Source organism: Bellilinea sp., from assembly GCF_034432615.1.
GTDB lineage: Bacteria > Chloroflexota > Anaerolineae > Anaerolineales > Anaerolineaceae > Bellilinea.
The window spans coordinates 1-2827 of the sequence record NZ_DAOUBL010000332.1 but is presented as its reverse complement, the minus strand read 5'-3'; the positions used below and the strand labels follow the sequence as shown (position 1 = coordinate 2827).

The window sequence follows — 2827 nt, the reverse complement described above, 5'->3', positions numbered from 1 at the left end:
GTACGCGGTGAGGCATTTATCAATATTCGGGATTTTGAAATCCTCAACCAGCGTCTGGTGGAGCAGGGAGAAAAGCCATATCTCAACCCACGCAATACGGCTTCAGGATCTTTGCGCCAACTGGATCCAAAATTGACGGCTTCCCGTCCGCTGAGACTATTGGTTTACCAGATTGTTCAGAGCGATCAGCCTGTCCCAGAAACTCAATGGGAGACTTTACAACGTTTACGTGAATGGGGCTTTCCGGTCAGTGATCAAGTTGCTTATTGCAAAAATATAGAGGAAGCTATTCGTGTTTGTGAAGAATGGGCAGAAAAACGGGACACTTTGCCTTATGAAGCCGATGGGATGGTCATTAAAATCAATGATTTGCGGCTGGCTGCGGATTTGGGGGTGGTTGGGAAAGATCCACGCGGCGCATTGGCTTTCAAGTTTCCAGCGCGAGAGGTTACAACCCGTTTGCTGGATATCGGAATTAATGTTGGCCGAACCGGAGTGTTAACCCCCACGGCCATTTTGGAGCCGGTTGAAGTTGGCGGGGTAATTGTCAAGCAGGCTACCCTGCACAATTTTGACTATATTTTCGAGAAAGATATTCGAATTGGCGATCGGGTTTTAATTAAGCGTGCCGGTGATGTCATCCCATATGTCATTGGGCCGGTGGTGGAAGCCAGAACGGGGGAGGAACGGGTTTTCGAACCACCGAAAAACTGCCCGGCTTGTGGTCAGGCTGTTGAACATGTGGAGGGAGAAGTAGCCTGGTATTGCGTTAATGCTGCCTGCCCGGCTCAATTGATTCGCAATGTCGAGCATTTTGTTTCGCGTGGAGCAATGGACATTGTGGGATTGGGAATTAAGATTGTGGAACAATTGATTGCTGCCGGTCTGGTTAAAGATGTGGCGGATTTATACCGCTTGAAGAAGGAAGATTTGCTTCAACTGGAAGGTTTTGCAGAAAAAAAAGCCGATAACCTGCTTCAAGCCATACAAGAATCAAAGAACCGCCCATTGCAAAGGTTGATTTTTGCGCTGGGTATTCGAGGGGTGGGTGAAGTACTTGCCGGTGATCTGGTCAAGTATTATTCCGATTTGGATGCATTGAGCCGGGCAACGTTTGAAGAGCTGCAGGAAATTGAAGGAGTCGGCCCGAACATTGCGCAGGCAATTGTGGATTGGTTCAATCGGCCGTCTAACCGTCAATTGCTGGAAAAGTTAAAGTCGGTTGGGGTCTGGCCGGTTGCGGAAAAAGCTGCACCAACACCCGAAAAACAACCCCTTCAAAATCTGACCTTTGTCGTTACCGGGACGCTCCCGAATTTTACCCGCGAAGAGGTCAAACAGTATATTCAACGTTTTGGTGGTAAGGTCAGCGATAGTGTTTCAAAAAAGACCGACTATCTGGTGGCCGGAGAAAATGCCGGTTCAAAGCTGGAAACAGCGCGCGAACTGGGTGTCAAAGTAATTGATGAACAAATGCTGAGAAAATTGGCTGGCGAAGATTGATTATCAATTGAAAATGACCAGTAAAAAAATTATCTTAAAGCCCGGAAAAGAAAAATCAATACTTCACCATCATCCATGGGTGTTTTCTGGCGCGGTTGCTTCTTCATCGGGTAATCCGCAGCCCGGCGAAACGGTAGAGGTGCTGAGCAGCGGAGGTGAGCGTCTGGGCTGGGCTGCTTACAGTCCGTATTCTTCGATCCGGGCGCGGGTTTGGAGTTTTGATCCTGATGAAGTGATCAATGAAGAATATTTTTATCGAAAAATTGAGGCAGCTGCACGTTTGCGTACCGCAATAAACATCACAAAGGAAACCAACGCTTTCCGCTTGGTTCACGGCGAGGCGGATGGTGTCCCCGGTCTAATTGTGGATTGTTACCCCGATGTTGCCGTAGTACAGATTCTTTCTGCAGGGGCGGAATACTGGCGAGATGTGCTGATTGATCAGGTTCAGCAGATTACGGGGTGTAAAACTGTGGTAGAACGCTCGGATGTGGAAGTTCGTCATCTGGAGGGCTTACCAATACGAGAAGGATTAATCCGAGGGGAAAATTTGCCGCCTCGAATTAAAATTGAAGAAAACGGCCTTCATTACTGGGTAGATGTGATCGGCGGTCAAAAAACCGGGTTTTACCTCGACCAGCGCCAGAATCGCAAGCGAATTATGGCATTGAGTAAAGATCGTGAGGTCTTGAACGCTTTTTGTTATACCGGGGGTTTTACGTTGTGCGGGCTGGCTGGTGGTGCGAGGAGTGTGTTATCCATTGACTCCTCAGCAAATGCGCTGACCCTTGCTGCCGAGAATCTGGCTTTAAACGGTTTCAACCCTGCGCTGAACCAGTGGGTGGAAGGAAATGTTTTCAAAGAATTGCGTACTCTGCGCGATCGAAACAAACAATTCGATTTGATTATTTTGGATCCGCCAAAATTTGCTCCGACCGCTGCGCAGGCGCAAAAGGCAGCCCGCGCCTATAAAGATATCAACCTGTTAGCCTTTAAATTGCTGCGCAATGGGGGGATTCTGGTTACATTTTCTTGTTCGGGCGGGTTGGGCAGGGATTTGTTTCAGAAAATTGTTGCAGATGCAGCGTTGGATGCCGGGGTAGAGGCGAAAATTGTTGAAATGCTCAGTCAAAGTGCTGATCACCCGGTGGCTTTGAATTTTCCAGAAAGCGCTTATCTCAAAGGGCTAATTTGTGTCGTGGGATGATGAATCGAAGGGACGACACCTAACCCGGATGTCGTCCCTTATGAATATGGTGGAGATGGCGGGAATCGAACCCGCGTCCGAAAGATTAGACCCACGAACTTCTACGAGCGTAGTTGG

At 48.5% G+C, this 2827-nt stretch carries 2 protein-coding genes and 1 other RNA gene; 2 read left to right on the top strand and 1 reads right to left on the bottom strand.

Features of this window, described 5'->3' with window-relative positions:
* Together ligA and VAE48_RS15005 are read left to right on the top strand one after the other, a co-directional pair.
* On the top strand, positions 1-1503 hold a 1503-nt coding region (gene ligA, locus VAE48_RS15010; RefSeq protein WP_322794144.1), incomplete at its 5' end, for an NAD-dependent DNA ligase LigA.
* Between the two features lie 13 nt (positions 1504-1516).
* Entirely contained in the window at positions 1517-2710 is a 1194-nt protein-coding gene (locus VAE48_RS15005) for a class I SAM-dependent rRNA methyltransferase (protein WP_322794143.1), read from the top strand.
* Between the two features lie 47 nt (positions 2711-2757).
* Here VAE48_RS15005 and ssrA read toward each other — a convergent pair.
* Positions 2758-2827, bottom strand: a transfer-messenger RNA (tmRNA) gene (gene ssrA / locus VAE48_RS15000); the annotation flags it as partial.